This window comes from Altererythrobacter sp. H2, assembly GCF_035319885.1.
Classification (GTDB): domain Bacteria; phylum Pseudomonadota; class Alphaproteobacteria; order Sphingomonadales; family Sphingomonadaceae; genus 34-65-8.
The window spans coordinates 2,384,724-2,402,856 of the sequence record NZ_CP141285.1; the positions used below are offsets into that span (position 1 = coordinate 2,384,724).

Sequence of the window (18,133 nt, forward strand, 5' to 3'; positions counted from 1 at the left end):
TCCGGGCCCTCAACGGGAGGGTCGCATCATGAATTTCAGAAATGCGGCAGGCGTGGTCCTGCTGTCTCTAGCCGTGGTCGCGTGCGGTGGTGGTGGCGGTTCGGCGCCGCCCCCGACCGGCGGTGGTGGTGGTGGCACGACGCCGCCTCCACCGCCGCCACCGCCACCGCCACCGGCGATCACCTACACGAAGTTTGCGGATTTGACCGGAAACCAGACCTTCAAAACCGCTTGCGGCGGCGTTGAATTCCAAGGCGGCGCTCGCCCCATTACGGCAAGTGATTTTGGTGAAGGGGTTTCTCAGGGGCGCAGCCTCGACATCGCTTTTGTGGGATCGACCAGCACCTGGAACATTACCGGGCCGGCATTTACAACAAGCTTCGGGCCATCAGACCTGTCCGCCACGCCGCCGGCCAACACCGTCCTGTACCAGCGGACCAACTTTGTCGGCGGTACTGACCGGTTCGCGATCGCTGCTCGGCCTTTTGGTACGCAGCCAGCCGAATATGTCAGGGGGAGCCGTCTGTTCATCGTCCCTGCTACGGGACGCACCCTGGATTTCTGGTGCGTGTTTGGCGTCCCGACGGTTTTGAGTGACAGTCGACCTGCATCGACGATCACCTTTACCTCATTCAACATCGGCGGAAGTATTTCGGCGGTCAGCTCGACCGGATTGACCCAGTTCGATCTGGGCGACAGCACGGTTACTCTGACTTCAAACCCGACAACTGGCGCAGTGACGACACGACTCACTTTGGTTGGGCGTCAGTTCACTCCCAGCGGGCTATCGACGACACAGACACAGTTCGGCACCTATGATGGGGTTGCCACCGTCAACGGCACGACCGACACCTTCCGCAACCGCCTGACAAGCAGCAGCAAGGTAAGCGTGGATTCCAATTTCGGGGGCTGGTTTTTTGGCCCTCAGGGGCTCGAAGCAGGTTTCGCCTTCAACATCGCCGTAGATGAACCCGACGGCACCAGACTGTTAGGCGCCGGGGCCGTGACCGCGCGCCGCTAGCCCCGCTGGGAAAAAGTGGCTCCGCTTCCCCCGCTGCAATCTGGCAATCGGGGAAGCTGAGCAACTGGACAGCGCGAGTTCACTCCGTTGTCCGCAACCGGGCGGACCCGATCATCGCGGTCGAGGCTGGCTACCGCAAAAGCGTGGCCGAAGCGGCGCGGTTTGTGGGGTTCGGGGAAAACTGCTGAGCTGCGCACCGGGCTGGCAAATTGCCGTGGACAGCCAATTTCGGCGATATATATACTTCTGAATTGAGGGCAGAATCACCGGAATCAGGTCCGGGCCCTCAACGGGAGGGTCGCATCATGAATTTCAGAAATGCGGCAGGCGTGGTCCTGCTGTCTCTAGCCGTGGTCGCGTGCGGTGGTGGTGGCGGTTCGGCGCCGCCCCCGACCGGTGGTGGTGGTGGGGGCACGACGCCGCCTCCCCCTCCTCCACCCCCGCCGCCGCCGCCGCCGCCGCCGCCGAGCTATCAGACTTTCGCGCAGCTGACAGGCACACAAACATTCAAGACGACCTGCGCAGGCACCGTGAATGTGAACACCGGCATTATGGCAGTCACCGCAGCGCCGTTCGGCCGCGGGGTCACCATCGTTTCAGATCGCAGTGTCCCGACCTATGACATCACATCGGATGGAACCGGACTGTTCGGTCCGTTCCAGCTGAACCTTACCCAGGCCGACCGTGACACTACGATCACCAGCGCCGAAGCCTATCGCAAGCCCAACCCCAGCGGTCCGAGCAGCCTGTTCGCAACCTTTGCGCCGCTGCTTTCAGGGGGTTCGTACCAATACGCGAAGTTCGCTCAGATCATCACACCGGTGCAGAACAATCTGACCAGCCTGTTTTGCGCCTATGGGGTGCCGACTTTGCTGAGCGACCGGCCGACGACCACTGCCGCCTACACCAACACTTTCACTTCAGGGAACCTGGCGATCACCGAGAACGTCGGCGCGGGCCCGCGTTCGGATTACGCGATCTCGAGCACAGCGATCAGCCTCTCCGGCAACCCCACCACAGGCCAGATCAGCGTGACCATCAACCTTAAGGGACGACTACGCACTGGCGGCACCACCTCCACCACGGTGACCGACATCGCTACCTATACGGGGCAGGTCACGATCGATGGCAGCGAGCAGTCATTTGATGGGGTCCTGGTCGATTCGACCAACACCGTCGCCGGGACGTTCGCTGGCTGGTTCTTCGGCCCCCAGGGCCGCGAAGCCGCGCTCTCGTTCAGTGTCCAGCAGCGCCGGGCCGACAACAGCGACGTGACCGCTGGCGCGGTAGCGTTCCTGACGCCGGGCAGCTGAGCTGTTTCTCCGGGCCGGGTGCGACCCCGGCCCGGCCATTCACCGATTTAGCGCAGGCTCACCACGTTGTCGGTGACCGGGCGCACCCGATCGCCGCGGTAGAGGCTGGCCATCGGCTCGTCCTCGACCACGAACTGCTCGGCATTGCCGAAGCCGTTGAAGCCGGTCTTCATCGCCGCACCATAGGCGCCGAGCATCCCGATCTCGATGTAGTCGCCGGCCTGGATGTCACCCGGCAGCAGGAAGGGCCCTTGCATGAAGTCGGCATCGTCACAGGTCGGGCCGTAGAAGCTGAACTCGCGGTCCGCATCGCGCAGGTCGTCTTCCAGCGCCGCCACCGGGAAGCGCCATTCGACGTGCGCAGCATCGTAAAGCGCGCCGTAGGCACCGTCGTTGATGTAGAGTTCGTCGCCCCGGCGCTTGTCCACGCGGACCACGAGCGAGGAATACTCGGCGCACAGCGCACGGCCGGGCTCGCACCACAGCTCTGCGTTGTAGGCAATCGGCAGCGCCTCGTAGTGGCGGTGGATCACGTCAAAGTAATCCTCCAGCGGCGGCGGCTCCATGCCGGGATAGACGCTGGGGAAGCCCCCGCCGACGTCGATCATGTCGATCACCACGCCCGCTTCAGCCACGGCCGCACGGACGCGCTCCAGCGCCTGGACATAGGCGAACGGAGTCATCGCCTGGCTGCCGACGTGGAAGCATACACCCAGCCAGTCGCAGTGCTGGCGGGTCGCTTGCAGCAGCGGGGCAGCATCGGCGAGGTCAACGCCGAACTTGGCCGCAAGGCTCAGTTCGGAATACTCGCTGGACACGCGCAGGCGCACGCACAGCCGCAGGTCGAGCGCCGGTTCACCGGCCTCGCTGGTGCAGGCAGTGACGATCTTCTCCAGCTCCTCGACCGTATCGAGGCTGAAGGTGCGCACGCCATGCTCGAAATAGGCCTCGCGGATCGCCCGCTCGGTCTTGACCGGGTGCATGAAGCACAGCTCGGCCCCGGGCAGCGTAGCGCGGACAAGCCGCACTTCGGCAATGGAGGCGACGTCGTAATGCGTAATGCCATTGTCCCACAGGACCTTGATCAGGTCCGGCGAGGGATTGGCTTTGACCGCATAGAGCGACTTGCCCGGAAACTTCTCGGTAAAGAAGCGGGCAGCGCGCGCAGCAGCTTGCGGGCGATTGAGGATGACCGGTTCGTCGGGCGAAAAGGCGCGAACTACAGACCGTGCGTCAGGATAATGGTGCAACTCAAGGGACCCCCAATAGGCCTTTCGGCCAGAACGACTACAGGTTGAAGCTGCCTTGCGGTTTGGAAGTCCCCATGGGGCAGCGAGGTGGGGCATATAAGCCGCGCTGCGTGAACCGCAAGTGAAAATCCCCCCTTGCCGGGGGCTTAGCTCAGGCGGTCACGAAACGCCTCGTAACCGAATGATTTCACACAATCGAGCTGGTCGGTCTCGCTGTCCCACAGCCAGATCGAAGGCAGCGGCACACCGTTGAAAGTGTTGGTTTTCACCATCGAATAATGGGCCTGGTCAAGAAAGGCGATTCGCTCGCCCGGCTCGCACGGCACGGGCAGGCGGTAATCGCCGATCACATCGCCCGCCAAGCACGAGGGGCCGCCGAGGCGAACCGGCTCGCCCTCCCCCACCTCATGCAACATCGCCGGGCGATAGGGCGCCTCGATCACGTCGGGCATGTGGCAGGTGGCGGAAATGTCGGTGATCGCCACCGGCATTCCGTTGTCGTGGCTATCGAGGATCGTGCCCACCAGAATCCCGGCATCGAGCGCCACCGCCTCGCCCGGTTCGAGGTAGATCTCCGCCCCGGTGTCGGCTTTGGCATCGCGCAGGAACTCGACCAGCTCCTCGCGCTGGTAATCGGCGCGGGTCACATGGTGCCCCCCGCCCATGTTGATCCACTTGAGCTGGCCGAACCACGGCTCGATCGCGTCGAACACCTTGTCCCAGGTCTGCTGCAGCGGCTCGAAATCCTGCTCGCACAGGTTGTGGAAGTGGATCCCGTCAACCAGCTCCATCACCTCGGGCGTCAGCTGGTCGAGCGGGAAGCCGAGCCGGCTGCCGGGGCTGGACGGGTCATAGCGCGGTACTTCGCCGGTTGGCACCTGGGGGTTGATGCGCAGGCCAATGTCGAACGTCTGCCCGCTCGCCCGCGCCGCATCGAGGATCGGCGCCATGCGGATCAGCTGGCCGGGCGAATTGAAGATGATGTGGTCCGACAGGCGGCAGATTTCCGCGAGGTCATCCGGCTTGTAAGCGGCGCAGTAGGTGGCGATCTCGCCGTCATAGAACTCGGACGCGAGGCGCGCTTCGTATAGGCCGCTGGTGCACACGCCGTCGAGATATTCCCCGATGATCGGCGCGACCGAGAACATAGAAAACGCCTTCAATGCGGCAAGCACCTTGATGTCCGCCGCATCGCGGATGTCGGCCAGCACCTGGCAATTGGCGCGCAACTTAGCCGCGTCGACGACAAACGCGGGGCTGTCTACGCGGGTGAGGTCAAACTGGGCAAACGCCCCCGGATCGCCGGCTTTGGTTTCCATTCGCAAACGGTCCTTTTGGTTTCTCGCAGAGACGCAGAGGAAAGAGAGACGGAGAGAAGTTAATTAGAGTTGTGATCGTTGGAGACCCTGCGGACGCCGTCTTTCATTGTTCCATGAGAGAAATTGAGCAGTAGCCCTACGGGCTGTTTGAGGAGTCTCAGATAGGTCAGCAACTGGCGGATATGGGTCTGGGAAAGGCGTTCCACAGCCTTGATTTCCAGAACGAGCCTGCTCTCTACCAGAATATCAACACGAAAAGCCGGATCGAAGATCTGCCCGTCAATTTCCACCGCAACGGGAAATTGCCGAGACACTTTCAGTCCCCGCCTTTCAAGCCGTCCTGCAAGGACGGCTTCATAGACATTCTCGAACAGACCCGGTCCAAGCTCGCGGTGAAGGGCGATGCATTCGTCGATTACGATGCCCGAAAGTTCATCAATCTCCATGCCCCCTTCTCTCCGTCTCTCTTTCCTCCGCGTCTCTGCGAGAAACAAAAACTCAAAACTCGACTGGCCCGTCCAGCTCCTCGACGGTCCACGGCAGGCCGTGCTGGTTAAGCATGTCCATGAACGGATCGGGGTCCATCTGTTCGATGTTGAACACGCCCTTCCCGCTCCACACGCCCTGCACCACCAGTGCGCTGCCGATCATCGCGGGCACGCCGGTCGTGTACGAAACAGCCTGGTTGCCGGTTTCCTCGTAGGCCGCTTCGTGGCTGCAGATGTTCTTGATGTAGAACGTCTTCTCGCCCGAACCGTCGAGCGCTTCGCCGGTGGCGATGCAGCCGATGTTGGTGTTGCCCTTGGTCGTCTCGCCCAGCGTTTCCGGCTTGGGCAGCACGGCGGCGAGGAACTGGAGCGGGATGATGTCCTTGCCCTGGTATTTCACCGGCTCGATGCTGGTCATGCCGACGTTCTGCAGCACGGTGAGGTGGGTGATGTAGGCATCGCCGAAGGTCATCCAGAACCGCGCGCGCTCCATTTCGGGCACGAACTTGGCCAGGCTCTCCAGCTCCTCATGGTACATCAGGTACATGTTCTTCTGGCCGACCGCCTCAAAGTCGAACGGCACCTTTACCTGCATCGCCGGGGTTTCGACCCACTGCCCACCTTCCCAGTGCCGCGCCGGGGCGGTCACTTCGCGGATGTTGATTTCCGGGTTGAAGTTGGTGGCGAAATGCTGGCCGTGATCGCCGCCATTGCAGTCCAGAATGTCGAGCGTGCGGATGGTCTTGAGCTTGTGCTTCTTGAGCCACATCGTGAACACGGATGTCACGCCCGGATCGAAGCCGGAGCCGAGCAGCGCCATCAGGCCCGCATCCTTGAACCGGTCATGGTAGGCCCACTGCCATGAGTATTCGAACTTCGCCTCGTCCTTGGGTTCGTAGTTGGCGGTGTCGAGATAGCTCACGCCGGCTTCAAGGCAGGCGTCCATGATCGGCAGGTCCTGATAGGGCAGCGCGAGATTGACGACGAGCGAAGGCTGGACCTTGCGGATCAGGTTGACCATCGCCGGGACTTCCTCGGCGTCGATCGAGTAGGTCGCGATGTCGCGTCCGCAGCGTTCCTTGACGCTGGCGGCAATCGCGTCGCACTTGGACTTGGTGCGGCTGGCGAGGTGGATATCGCCGAAGATATCCGGGTTGAAGGCCATCTTGTGGACGCAGACCGAGCTGACGCCGCCGGCACCGATCACGAGAACAGTCGATTTGGCTGAGGAATTGGCTGAGGGCATGAGGGGAGTTCTCCGAAACTGATTCTGGCGAGTTCTCTAGTCGAATGCGGAAGGGGCGTAAAACGATCCGCGTTTCCTACTCGGCTGCGATGCGGCATAGCGGTGACATGATCGTGAAACGCCCCTCCCCAGCACACCGGAACCGGCGCTGCTGCGGCCCGGACTTTTTTGCCCCAGGACAGTGTAACATGTGGTCCATGTCTCCCCCCAAACCCATCGAAAGCTGCACCCGATGAGCGCGCAGCGGATGCCGACACGCGAGGGTGTGCTGCTGGCGGCGGAGCGGGTTGCGGCCATCCTGCCACCGACCCCGCTGCTGCCGCTGGAGATCGGCGGCGTGCAGCTCTGGGCCAAGGCCGAGGTGCTGCAACCGATCGGGGCATTCAAGATCAGGGGGGCGTGGCATCGCCTGTCCGCGCTGAGCGACGAGGAGCGCACGCGCGGCGTGGTCGGCGTCTCCAGCGGCAACCACGCGCAAGGGGTGGCCTGGGCGGCGCGGCGGCTGGGGATAGCGGCGACCATCGTCATGCCGACCGACGCGCCGCGGACCAAGCTCGATGCGACCCGCGCGCTGGGGGCGGACGTGGTGCTCTACGACCGCCCCGGCGGCGAGGACCGGGACGAAGTGGCCGCGCGGCTGGTCGCCGAAAGCGGTGCGACTCTGGTCCATGCTTTCGCCGATCCGTGGGTGATCGAAGGGCAAGGCAGCGCCGGGATCGAGATCATGGCGCAGCTCGGGCATGCACCCTCGCGGATCGTCGCCTGCTGCGGCGGCGGCGGGCTGGCGGCGGGGCTGGCGCTCGCCTGCCCGGACAGTGCCGTGGTTCCGGTCGAGCCGGAGGGGTGGGACATGGTCGGCCGGGCGATGGCTGCCGGCGAGGTGGTCCATGTCGGCCCCAACCCGCCCGCGACAATCTGCGATGCGCTCCAGCCCCCGGCAACCAGGCCGGTCAACCTCGCTGTGCTGCGGGGCCGGGCCGAACCGGGCGTGACCGTGACCGACGAGGAAGTGCGCGCGGCGCAGCGGTTTGCCTTCAGGCACCTGCACCTGGTGGTCGAACCCGGCGGCGCGGCGGCGCTGGCGGCGGCGCTGGCCGGCAAGGTGCCGCTTGATGGCGATACGGTGGTCATGCTGACCGGCGGCAACGTCGATCCCGCCGCCTATGCCGCCACCATCAGCGCGGGATGAGTTGCATTTGACAATCGACCGTTCGCCCGCCACGTTCCGCCGCAGAGGTCAAAGGGAGGGATAACCGTGCAAGCCCAAATGCTCGCACCGGCGGCGATACTCGTCGCGTGGTCACTGATCATGCTGTTCTGGATGGCGGGCACGCGCCTGCCGGCGATGAAGGCGATCAAGGCCGACATGGGTGACCGGCCCGGCGGCCGCGGGCAGGATCTGGAGGGCCGGATCCCTGACTCCATCAACTGGAAGGCGCACAACTACAGCCACCTGATGGAGCAGCCGACCATCTTCTACCCCACCGTCGTGATCATCGCGCTGCTGGGCGCCGGTGCGGGCGACGTGCTGGCGGCGTGGATCTACGTCGGAATGCGGATCGTCCATTCGGTGTGGCAGGCAACGGTCAACAAGGTGCCGGTGCGCTTCCTGCTGTTCCTGGTCTCGACTTTCGCGCTCGTCTACCTCGCCTATCGCGCAGTCGCCCTTACCCTGTTCGCCGATCCGGGAGCCATTCCGCAATGATCCAGTCTGCCATCCTGCAACCCGTCGTCGCGCTGGCGGCATGGACCATGGTCATGTGGCTGTGGATGTACGCCACCCGCATCCCCGCGATGAGCAAGGCCGGGATCGACGGGACCAAGCTGGTCGGCTCCGATGGGGCCAGCCTGCGCGCAAAGCTGCCTGAGGACGTCAGCTGGAAGGCCGACAACTACAACCACCTCCACGAAGCGCCGACGGTGTTCTACGCCGTCGCGCTGGTGCTGGCTCTGGTTGGCGCGGGCGACGGGCAGAACGCGCTGCTGGCGTGGATCTACGTCGGCCTGCGGGTTGCGCACTCGCTGGTGCAGGCAACGGCTAACCGGGTGCTGGTGCGGTTCGTGCTGTTCGCCCTGTCCAGCCTGGTGCTGATGGTGCTGATCGCCAAGGCGGCGCTGGCGGTGTTCGGCTAGGCTGTTCTGCTACGCTGTGGCAGCAGCGTGGGCATGTCCCTGAACGTCGATGGCAAGGCCGGACAGGAACCGCTCGGCATCGAGCGCGGCCATGCAGCCGGTGCCGGCCGCGGTGACGGCCTGCCGGTAGGTGTGGTCCATCACATCGCCGCAGGCAAACACGCCCGGGACCGCCGTCTTGGGCGTGCCCGGTTCGACCAGCAGGTACCCGCTCGCATCCATCGGCAGCTTGCCCTTGAACAGCTCGGTCGCGGGCGCATGGCCGATGGCGACGAAGGCCCCGTCGACATGCAGTTCGCTCGCCTCGCCCGTCACCGTATCACGCAGGGCAAGGTGGGTAAGGCCGCCGGATGCAGGGTTGCCCTCGAAGCTCGACACCGCCTTGTTCCACAGCACTGTGATCTTCGGATTGGCGAACAGCCGCTCCTGCAGGATCCGCTCCGATCGGAGCGAGTCGCGCCGGTGGATCAGGGTCACATCGTCGGAATGGTTGGTGAGGTAGAGCGCTTCCTCGACCGCGGTGTTGCCGCCGCCGATCACCGCGACCTTCTTGCCGCGGTAGAAGAACCCGTCACAGGTCGCACAAGCAGATACGCCCTTGCCGCCCAGTTCCTGCTCGCCCGGCACGCCCAGCCACTTGGCCTGGGCGCCGGTGGCGATCACCAGCGTTTCGCCGATGTACTCGTCACCGCTGTCGCCGATCGCGCGGAACGGCGGGCCGGACAGGTCAACCGAGACGATCGTGTCCCACATGGTGCGGGTGCCGACGTGTTCGGCCTGCTTCTGCATCTGCTCCATCAGCCACGGCCCCTGGATCACATCGGCAAAACCGGGGTAGTTCTCCACATCGGTGGTGATGGTCAGCTGCCCACCCGGCTGGATGCCCTGCACCACGATCGGTGCCAGCATGGCACGCGCGCCATAGATAGCGGCGGTGTAGCCGGCCGGGCCGGAGCCGATGATGAGCATCTTGGTGTGGTGGGTTGCCATGGGTCGGGTCCGTGTTCGCGTGAGGCGGAATGTGGTTACGCTTCGAGGAGGCGCAAGCGCAGCGCCTCGCGGGTCTCGGGGGTCACTCCAAGCACGTCTTCGAGGAAGGCGTCGAGGCTGCCGTGCGCGGCTTCCACAGCTTCGCGCATGGCTTCGAGATAGCGCGCATCGACTCCCATCAGCACACGGATGGTCTCGTCGCTGATCTGGCCATACTTGCTGCGGATTGCATGGCTCCCGGCGGCAATTCGCGCGTCAATATTGCCCGCGGTGTTGGTGAGGAGAAAGTCCTCGATCGCGTCGTCCCAGTGGACACCCAGCGCATGATGCAGCAGGGCGACGGACATACCGGTGCGGTCCTTGCCCGCGAGGCAATGGACCAGGCTTGCCCCCTCGCTGCCGGCCAGCACCGCGAAGTAGCGCCGCATCACCCACAGCACCGGCTCGCGACCCGGCAGGTTGCGGTAGATCCGCTCCATCGCGCGATGCGCCCCCTCTTCATCGAGCACACCGTTTGCGGCCTCCAGATGAGGCGCAAGATTGGCGGTTTCGCCGTCGTAGAAATGCACTTCCGCCGCGAACCCTTCCGGGCGGCGGCATGGCGCATGGCTGCGCTCGCTGGCGCCGCGGAAATCGATCACATGGGCCAGCGCCAGCCGGTCAAGTGCGGCCAGATCCGCTTCGGTCGCATCGACGTGCTGGCCGGAGCGCCACAGCACACCGCGCTTGAGCCTCCCGCCCCCGGCAAGCGGGTAGCCGCCGTAGTCACGGAAGTTGTGGACGCCTTCGAGCGGCAGGACGCGGTTGTCATTCATGCCCGGGCGCTTGCCAGCGCCCACGCATCAACGCAAGCGCCCGTGCCGCTTACCCGAAATCGAGCGGCGCGTGCTGGATATGCGGCAGGACATGGCGCGAAAACAGGTCGCACTCCGCCGCGTGGGGATAGCCGGACAGGATGAACGCCTCGATCCCTTCCGCCTGGTAGGCTCGCAGCTTCGCCAGCACCTGGTCCGGCGTGCCGACAATCGCCGCCCCGCAACCCGAGCGCGCCCGGCCGATGCCGGTCCACAGGTTGTCTTCGACAAACCCGTCACCGCCGGCGGCGCCGCGCAGCTCCTGCTGCCGCTGCACGCCATAATTCTTGGCATCGAGCGACTTTTCACGGATTGCCCGGCCGGCCTCGTCATCGAGCTTCGACAGGAGGCGGTCCGCATAGGCCCGCGCTTCCTCTTCGCTTTCCCGCACGATCACATGGGCACGGTACCCGAACTTGAGCGTGCGGCCGTAGGCCCCAGCCCGCGCCTTCAGGTCCGCGATATTCTCCCGCACCTTGTCCATGGTGTCAGGCCACATCAGGTAGACGTCGGCTGCCTCCGCCGCGCACTCGCGCGCTTCATGGCTCAAGCCGCCGAAATAGAACGGCGGGCACTTGCCATTGAGAGTGGTGATCCGGGCAGGGTCGAGTTCCAACTGGTAGAACTCGCCCTGGAAATCGAGGTGTTCCCCGTTCAGGAGCGTACGGACGATTTTCATGATCTCGGTGCCGCGGCGGTAACGCGGGCCGCTCTCGATCTTTTCCCCCGGCATGTCGGAGGAGATGATATTCACGTTCAACCGGCCGCCGGTGCCCGCAGCATTGGGGCCGAGAATACGGTCGAGCGTGGCAATGCGCCGCGCCAGTTGCGGCGGCCAATCCTCCCCCATGCGCGTTGCCCACAGCAGTTTGATCCGGCTCAGGTAAGGCGCAATGGCCGCAGCAAAGATCGTGGTGTCCAGACCAAGCTGGTAGCCTGACGGGAGCAGGATATTGTCGAATCCGCCCTTCTCCGCCTGGAGCACGATGTTCCGGCAATGCTCCCAGCTCGACTTTAGCCGTTCGTCGGGCACGCCAAGGAACTCGTAGTCGTCGTCGCACAGCGCGGAAAACCACGCGATTTCGCATTGTTGCTTGTCGGTCATCAGGGGAGCCTCTCTCCACGCGCGGCGACCAGCACCGCATACCAATCCTGCCGCGTCCAGCGCATCGTGCGTGCCTGGCCCGCTTCGGCGATCCGTTCGGCGTTCTGCGAGCCGATAATGGGAATGATCCGCGCCGGGTGCGCCATCAGCCAGCTGTAGGCAGCCACGCTGCGTGAAACGCCCTGTTCGCCGCCGACACGATCAAGTTCGGCTGCAACCGCGCGGTCCCGCTCGCTTTCCGGCGCAAGCAGACGTCCGCCCCCAAGTGGAGACCAGGCCAGCGGAGTGAGGCCAAGCCGCATCGCCTGGTCCAGCTCGCCGTTTTCAAAGCAGTCGATCCGCAGCGGGCTCACTTCAGGCTGAGTCGTCGCCAGCGGGGTGTCGAGGAAACGGGCCAGTGCCTCGATCTGCTGGATGGTGAAGTTGGACACGCCAATCGCGCCGATCTTGCCCGACGCGAGAGCGTCTTCCAGAGTGCGCGCCACTTCCTGCGGATGGGCGAGGATATCGGGCCGGTGGATCTGGTAGAGGTCGATCCGCTCGGCCTGCATCCGCCGGAGCGAAGCGTCGATGGCTGCGCTGAGGTATTCCGCCGACTGGTCGTAAGGCAGCGGCGGGATGATCCCGCCCTTGCTTGCCAACACCATGCGTCCGCGCAGGCCCGGTTCGGTCGCAAACACCTCGCCCAGCAGCGCCTCGGCATCGCCAAACCCGCCGGTCCCGTCGAACCCGTAGATGTCTGCCGTGTCGAGCAGGGTGATCCCCGCATCGAGCGCGGCATGGACCAGCCGCGCGGCCTGGGCGGCGGTACGGCCGCCCTCGGCCAGGCGCCACATGCCCCAGGCAATCGGCGCAACCGACAGGCCGGACTGGCCCAGCGCCACAGTTTCAGGGGGTGCGGGTAGTAGGCTCATCCGGGTTTCCTTGCAGGTGGGGCGACAGAGGATCGCTCAACCAGTTGATGGGGCAGGCGGCGGTGGGTGATATCCCCGCCGCCAATCAGGATTTCCGCCGCCGTGCGGGCCAGTTCGGCCATCGGCTGGTGGATCGTGGTCAGGGGCGGCCAGACAGTCCGCGCCAGCGTGGTATCGTCAAACCCGGCGACCGACAGTTCGCCCGGCAGGTCGATACCCCGGTCATGCGCAACGGACAGAACCCCTGCCGCCATGTCGTCGTTGGCGGCGAAGATCGCGGTCGGGCCGGGTTTCAGGGACAGGAAATACTGGCCCGCCGCAACGCCGCTTTCGAAGTCGAATTCGCCATCGGCCACCAGCTGCGGTTCGAACGCGATCCCCGCCCGGTCAAGCGCGCGGCGATACCCGAACAGGCGATCATCCGAAGCCATGTGGTTGGGATGCCCCTTGATGAACCCGATCCGGCGATGGCCGAGATTGATCAGGTGTGTGGTCATATCGTCTGCCGCCTGGGCATCGTCCATGAACACCGAGCTGGTCAACGCATGGTTGGTGCCGGGCGAAATACGCACGAACGGCACGTCCATCGCTTCGAGCGCCTGCAGCACCGCTTCACAATCGGTGACGGGGGAAGACAGGATAATGCCATCAACCTGCGTTTCACTGACCAGGCCGCGGACCTGATCCCCGACACGCGGATCGGCCACATTGACGGGCTGCGCCAGCAGGCGGATGCCGTTTTCCTGGCATACGTCCCAGCAGCCCTTCTGGATCTGGAACATGTAGTAAGGGCTGTGGTTGTCGTAGATCAGCGCGACCTGGTTGGACTTGGCACCGGACAGGATGCGCGCGGCGATGCTGGGCCGGTAATCGAGTTCGGCCATGGCCTGCTGGACCTTCTGGCGCAGGGCATCGCTGACATAGGGATGGCCGTTCAGCACCCGGCTGACAGTCTTCACGGCCACCCCGGCTTTCGCCGCAACATCGCGGATGTTTGCCCGGCTGCTCATTTCGGTAATTCTCCGAACAAGGCCGCAAACCGGCTTTCAGGCCGAAAGAAGGCTGGCGGCTGGCCTATGGGAGCGGCCACCTCATGCCAACCGGGTGCCCGGTCTGCCCCGCTCCACACATGCCGCCAGACCTGCCCTGCCTTGCCCGGCAGGTAAACCCGCCGCGAAACAGCGCCTTGTTCGATTACCGGTGCCACCATCAGGTCTTCACCATAGAGGAACTGGTCCTGGATGGTGAAGGTATCCCGGTCATCGGGATAGTGGAGGAACAGCGCCCGCTGCGCAGGCAGGCCGGTCGCCTGCGCCTCGGCAACGAGATGAGCAACGTAAGGAGCGAGGGTGGCGTGAACCCTGCTCCAGCGCGCGAAGGCCGCCAGCAGTTGCGGCGTCGAATCGATCTGCAGGTTGTCGTCCGGCCGGTTGCCCTCGTGCGTGCGCATGACCGGGCTGAATGCACCCAGTTCGTACCAGCGCAGCAGCAATTCTTCTGTCCGCACGTTGTCGAACAGGCTGGTGTAGCCGCCCACGTCCGAATGGCTGAAGGCATTACCGACCAGACCGGAGGACAGCGCGGCGGTAATCACCGTACCAATGCCGTCATGGCGGCTGAAGTCGACCGACTGGTCGCCCGCCCACAGCAGGGGACAGTGCGCATGCACCCCGGTATGCCCGGCGCGCATGAACCACAGGACGTCGCCCTCCCGCCCGCGTGAGGCGACCGCGCGGCGGTTGACCTCGGCCCAGCGCACCGGCCAGCGGTTGTGCTCCTGCATCGGATCGCCATCGAACAGGCGCAGGTCGACCGGCAGGTACTCGCCGAAATCGGCCATCCACCCGTCGAGCCCGAAATCGAGCATCCGCTTGCCGATTACTTCTTCAGCGAACCAGTCGGCTGCGGCGGGGTTGGTGAAATCGACCACGCCTGCATCGAACTCACCGAAATCGACCAGATAGGGCTCGTCGCTGTCGAGCCTGCGGGCAAAATAGCCTCGCTCCGCCGCTTCCGGGTAGAGCGGCCCATCGACTGCCAGATAGGGGTTCACATAGCCAAGGAAGCGGATTCCCCGCGCCTTCAGTGCCGCAATCCGCGCGGGCAGATCGGGATAGCGATCCGCATTCCACTGCCAGTCCCAGAACAGGCGGCGGCCGAAGCTGGTCTGGCGAACGCCGACCCAATCCTCGCACCACAGGCCCGAGACCGCAGCGCCCGCCTCGATGATCTGCTCAAGCCGCTCGAAACTGCGGGCCCCGTCCTTGAGGCCGACGACAGCCCCGCCCAGCGCCCACTGAGGGAGCGGCTGACGCGGCCCGAAGCGGGCACCCAGTTGCTGCACCAGACTGGCGGGATTGCCTTGGTAAAGGGTAATCGAAACTGCGCCGGCCCAGACATGGAGCCGCAGCCGGCCAGCCGCGGTGCAATCGAGTTCGCAGTATTCCGGATTGCCCAGCGACAGCGCCCAACCTGCTGAAGACAGCACCGTCGGCTCAGGGTAATTGGTGGTCCAGTAATCGCCCCCGGCAAAAGACCCGTCCGCGCTGGCGAGATCGGTCAACGCGGAGCCTGGTTCGCGCCCGACCCCGGGTTCGCTGGTCCAGACCGGAAACTTGCGTCCGTTGAGCGCGAGGTAGCTCATCTGCTCGCCGCCGCCCCAGAGGACCTCGTCATCGCCCAGCGCGAAATCGATGGTCATCCGGTCGAAGCTGTCCGCTGCGCGAAAGGTGATTGCAGAGCGGGCCTGATCTGCCTCGACAGACAGGATGGCATCGGATTCCCCCACTCCAAGGCGAACGGTGCCGTCCGGCCCTCTCTGGCACACCTGAAGCACGGGAGCGGACACCGGAGCATCGGCCATGCGGAAATTGCCGCGCACCATGGCCACGTCGGGATTGCCGTGTGCCAAGGCCAAGGCCGGAGAATCGGCCCGGTGGGCGAGCAGGACCCGGCCGCCGAAATGCAGCTCGAACCCGTCCTTTTCCTCTCGCACACGCAATTCCAAAACCTTAGGCTCCCCTCTGCCCCGTCGTGTGACACCGCTTGACATATCTGGCCGGAAAGCGCAATTCAAGCCTCGCATCGCTGCCACAGAAGCGGCGATCTTGCACGTCCGGCCAGATCACATGGCCGGGGCACAGGGAGGAGAAACCAGGATGCCTGCCAACACCCGAATTGCGCTTCGCGCGCTCGCCGTTTCAGCCAGCACGCTGGCCATGATTCACACTGCACCGGCTATGGCCCAGGTTGCAGAAATCGTCGTAACCGCCCAGAAAGTCGAAGAAAATGTTCAGGATGTGCCGATTGCCATCACGGCCGTCACGTCAGAACGACTCGAGCAGGCCGGCGTCACCAGCCTCGAAAACATCGGTGCTGTCGTCCCCTCGGTGACCTTCCGCAAGGGCACCACCAGCGCCAACAGCGCGATCGTGATGCGCGGCGTCGGCACGATCACCTTCTCGGTCGCGGCCGAACCCAGTGTGTCCACCGTTGTCGATGGTGTTGTGCTGTCCCGCTCGGGCCAGGCTTTCATGGATCTGGTCGATGCCGAACGGATCGAAGTCCTGCGCGGGCCGCAGGGCACCCTGTTCGGCAAGAACGCTTCGGCCGGCCTCGTCAACATCGTCTCCAAGGGCGGGACGGACGAGCTTTCGGGCGAATTGCGGGCTGAGGCATACGAAGGCGACGAATATCGCCTGCGCGCTTCGCTCGCTGGCCCGCTCGGCGACGGCCTCACCGGCCGCATGACCGGCTTCTACGGCAGCTACGATGGCAACATCACCAACATCAACGGCGGCAGCAACGAGAAGATCAACGGTTACGAGCACTACGGTGTTCGCGGGATCGTCGATTACTCGAGCGGCAGTGCCGACCTGCGCCTGATCGCCGATTATTTCCGCGCCAACGATGATTGCTGTGCCGATGTGACCGGTGCCAGCCGCGGCGCGGTGCTTGATGCGGAACTCAACCTGCCCGGCGGCGCAGCGCAGGGTGAAGACCAGCGCTTCGTGAACCACAATCTGGTAACGCAGACCCGCGACCGGCAGTGGAGCCTGACCGGATCGGGCGACTTCGGCATCGGCGAAAGCCACACGCTGAGCGTGGTTGCCGGATACCGCAACTGGTTCAACGAAGAAGTGCGCGAAGGCGACTTCCTGCCGCGCGCGCTGGTCGGCACCGCCGAGCTGCACGACGTGGGCGAAGTGCGCACCAAGCAGATCTCGCTTGAGGCCCGCATTGCCTCGGACCAGGCGCAGCCGTTCTTTTATCAGGTCGGTGCGTTTGCCTGGCAATCGGACAACAGCCAGGTTTTCACCCGCGAGAACATCACCTGTGCCAGCTCGACCTTGCCGGTCGATCCGCGCACGGGCGGCCGCCCGTGCAATGTGGCCGATACGGTCAACACGATTTTCCCAACGGCCACCTCGTTCAGTGATGTGACCTCGAAGAACTTCGCGCTGTTCGGGCAGGCAACTTACCGCTTTACGGAGCAATTCTCGCTCACGGCGGGCCTCCGCTACACGTGGGATGACCTCAGCTACACCCATGTGCGCGCGCCGGGCGTCAACGCCACCAACGGCACCCCGGCAACCGGACCGGGCGTGTCTGGCAACCCTGCCGGCGGCACTGTGGCCAGCGGCGGAAACGGGACCAACACCTCGTCAGGATCGAGCGACAACGGCAACCTTTCCGGCAAGGCCGTGCTCCAGTTCACGCCGAGTGACGACGTGATGCTCTACGGCAGCTACACCCGTGGCTACAAGGGCCCGGCCTTCAACGTGTTCTTCAACCACACTGCCCCGGTCAACGCGATCCCGATCGACGAGGAAACGTCCGATGCGTTCGAAGTCGGCCTCAAGTCCCAGTTCTGGGATCGCAAGGTCCAGCTCAACCTGGCGGCCTTCATGGTTGAATATGACGGCTTCCAGGCAAACAACTTCGTGCTCCTCAACGGCGCGGTGGTGTCGAACCTGACCAACGCCGGGACCGTCAAGAGCGAAGGCTTCGAGGCAGACCTGATCGTCGCCCCGAGCGAAGGTCTCTCCTTCCGGGCCAGCGCGGCCTATGCAGATGCGCGGGTCAAGGAATTCAATCCCAACCCCGGCAACAACGCCCCCGACGCGCGCAACGGCACGCAATTGCCGCTGGCGCCGAAGTTCACTTACACCATCGGGGGTGATTACGAGACCGACCTGGGCGGCTTCAAGGCCTACCTGTCGACCGATTATCGCCACGTCAGCCGGCAGTTCTCCGACCTCGGCGAGCAGGGCGTCATCGATCCCTATGGCATGTGGAACGCCTCGGTCGGGTTCTCCGATGCAGAAGACATGTACCGCCTGACCTTCCACGCCCGCAACATCACCGATGACAGCTACGTGATGCTCAATGTGTCGAACGGCCAGCGCTTGCAGATCCCGCGCGATGCGGACCGCTACTTCGGCGTCAGCCTGCGTGCGCGGATGTGATGGCAAGCCAGCCGCAACTCTGATCAAGCAAA

Annotated in this window: 16 protein-coding genes; 6 read left to right on the top strand and 10 right to left on the bottom strand. The window is 64.4% G+C overall.

All coding sequences use genetic code 11. From position 1 onward, the window contains the following. The first annotated feature begins 28 nt into the window (after positions 1-28). Together U4960_RS11830 and U4960_RS11835 are read left to right on the top strand one after the other, a co-directional pair. Positions 29-1,021: a hypothetical protein gene (locus U4960_RS11830; RefSeq protein WP_324260838.1), complete on the top strand. Its 993-nt coding sequence runs from the start codon at positions 29-31 to the stop codon at positions 1,019-1,021. 536 nt (positions 1,022-1,557) lie between these two features. Further along, complete coding sequence (locus tag U4960_RS11835) at positions 1,558-2,334, top strand: hypothetical protein (RefSeq protein WP_324260839.1); 777 nt, start codon at positions 1,558-1,560, stop codon at positions 2,332-2,334. Positions 2,335-2,381: 47 nt separating this feature from the next. Here U4960_RS11835 and U4960_RS11840 read toward each other — a convergent pair whose 3' ends face one another. The 4 genes from U4960_RS11840 to U4960_RS11855 all read right to left on the bottom strand — a co-directional run bounded on the left by U4960_RS11840 (position 2,382) and on the right by U4960_RS11855 (position 6,637). After that, the gene (locus U4960_RS11840) at positions 2,382-3,584 is read right to left on the bottom strand and encodes a type III PLP-dependent enzyme (protein ID WP_324260840.1); all 1,203 of its coding nucleotides are present in this window, start codon (positions 3,582-3,584) and stop codon (positions 2,382-2,384) included. A gap of 146 nt (positions 3,585-3,730) precedes the next feature. Beyond that, the gene (locus tag U4960_RS11845) at positions 3,731-4,903 is read right to left on the bottom strand and encodes a carboxynorspermidine decarboxylase (RefSeq protein WP_324260841.1); all 1,173 of its coding nucleotides are present in this window, start codon (positions 4,901-4,903) and stop codon (positions 3,731-3,733) included. Positions 4,904-4,962: 59 nt separating this feature from the next. After that, a complete protein-coding gene (locus U4960_RS11850; protein ID WP_324260842.1) occupies positions 4,963-5,349 on the bottom strand; it encodes a GxxExxY protein in 387 nt (128 codons plus the stop codon). 52 nt (positions 5,350-5,401) lie between these two features. Beyond that, positions 5,402-6,637, bottom strand: a complete 1,236-nt coding sequence (locus U4960_RS11855) for a saccharopine dehydrogenase family protein (protein ID WP_324260843.1) — start codon at positions 6,635-6,637, stop codon at positions 5,402-5,404. A gap of 232 nt (positions 6,638-6,869) precedes the next feature. Between U4960_RS11855 and U4960_RS11860 the strand changes: the two genes are divergently transcribed. From U4960_RS11860 to U4960_RS11870, 3 genes are all read left to right on the top strand, one after another. Beyond that, the gene (locus tag U4960_RS11860; RefSeq protein WP_324260844.1) at positions 6,870-7,826 is read left to right on the top strand and encodes a threonine ammonia-lyase; all 957 of its coding nucleotides are present in this window, start codon (positions 6,870-6,872) and stop codon (positions 7,824-7,826) included. A gap of 66 nt (positions 7,827-7,892) precedes the next feature. Further along, entirely contained in the window at positions 7,893-8,342 is a 450-nt protein-coding gene (locus U4960_RS11865; protein ID WP_324260845.1) for an MAPEG family protein, read from the top strand. Beyond that, positions 8,339-8,770, top strand: a complete 432-nt coding sequence (locus U4960_RS11870; RefSeq protein ID WP_324260846.1) for an MAPEG family protein — start codon at positions 8,339-8,341, stop codon at positions 8,768-8,770. The genes U4960_RS11865 and U4960_RS11870 overlap by 4 nt, the downstream gene beginning before the upstream one ends. A gap of 9 nt (positions 8,771-8,779) precedes the next feature. Here the strand turns inward: U4960_RS11870 and trxB are convergent, their stop codons facing one another. Genes trxB through U4960_RS11900 form a run of 6 tightly spaced genes read right to left on the bottom strand, consistent with a single transcriptional unit; the run spans position 8,780 to position 15,685 of the window. Then, positions 8,780-9,760, bottom strand: coding sequence for a thioredoxin-disulfide reductase (trxB, locus tag U4960_RS11875; RefSeq protein ID WP_324260847.1), 981 nt, complete (start codon positions 9,758-9,760; stop codon positions 8,780-8,782). A 35-nt stretch (positions 9,761-9,795) separates the two neighbouring features. Beyond that, a complete protein-coding gene (locus tag U4960_RS11880; protein WP_324260848.1) occupies positions 9,796-10,575 on the bottom strand; it encodes a tyrosine-protein phosphatase in 780 nt (259 codons plus the stop codon). A gap of 49 nt (positions 10,576-10,624) precedes the next feature. Further along, positions 10,625-11,719 (bottom strand): LLM class flavin-dependent oxidoreductase, encoded by a 1,095-nt coding sequence (locus U4960_RS11885; RefSeq protein ID WP_324260849.1) that lies wholly within the window; start codon positions 11,717-11,719, stop codon positions 10,625-10,627. After that, the gene (locus tag U4960_RS11890; RefSeq protein ID WP_324260850.1) at positions 11,719-12,633 is read right to left on the bottom strand and encodes an aldo/keto reductase; all 915 of its coding nucleotides are present in this window, start codon (positions 12,631-12,633) and stop codon (positions 11,719-11,721) included. Before U4960_RS11890 ends, U4960_RS11885 begins: the two co-directional genes overlap by 1 nt. Beyond that, positions 12,630-13,643 carry a LacI family DNA-binding transcriptional regulator gene (locus U4960_RS11895; protein WP_324260851.1) on the bottom strand — a complete coding sequence of 338 codons (1,014 nt, stop codon included), beginning with the start codon at positions 13,641-13,643 and terminating at the stop codon, positions 12,630-12,632. Before U4960_RS11895 ends, U4960_RS11890 begins: the two co-directional genes overlap by 4 nt. Then, on the bottom strand, positions 13,640-15,685 hold the full coding sequence (locus tag U4960_RS11900; RefSeq protein WP_324260852.1) for an alpha-glucosidase: 2,046 nt from the start codon (positions 15,683-15,685) through the stop codon (positions 13,640-13,642). Before U4960_RS11900 ends, U4960_RS11895 begins: the two co-directional genes overlap by 4 nt. Before the next feature lie 106 nt (positions 15,686-15,791). On the opposite strand from U4960_RS11900, the gene U4960_RS11905 reads away from it, so the two are divergent. Further along, entirely contained in the window at positions 15,792-18,101 is a 2,310-nt protein-coding gene (locus U4960_RS11905) for a TonB-dependent receptor (RefSeq protein WP_324260853.1), read from the top strand. Positions 18,102-18,133 lie beyond the last annotated feature (32 nt).